This window comes from Micromonospora sp. RTGN7, assembly GCF_033804645.1.
Lineage (GTDB): Bacteria > Actinomycetota > Actinomycetes > Mycobacteriales > Micromonosporaceae > Micromonospora.
In genome coordinates this window covers 1-270 of record NZ_JAPZLF010000069.1, presented here as the reverse complement: position 1 = coordinate 270, position 270 = coordinate 1, and the positions used below count along the sequence as shown (strand labels likewise).

The window sequence follows — 270 nt, the reverse complement described above, 5'->3', positions numbered from 1 at the left end:
CCAATCCACCTTCGACGACGGCTCATCCACATGCAACGTCGCCGGCACCACCCCATACCGCATCGCCAACACCATCTTGATCACACCAGCCACACCCGCCGCCGCCTGCGTATGACCCAGATTCGACTTCACCGACCCCAACAACAACGACTCACGCCCATCACGACCCTGACCATAGGTCGCCAACAACGCCTGCGCCTCAATCGGATCACCCAACGACGTACCCGTACCGTGCGCCTCCACCACATCCACATCCACCACCGACAACCG

1 pseudogene is annotated in these 270 nt (G+C 61.5%); it reads right to left on the bottom strand.

Features of this window, described 5'->3' with window-relative positions:
* Positions 1-270: pseudogene (locus tag SNR22_RS29235) on the bottom strand (polyketide synthase); the annotation flags it as partial.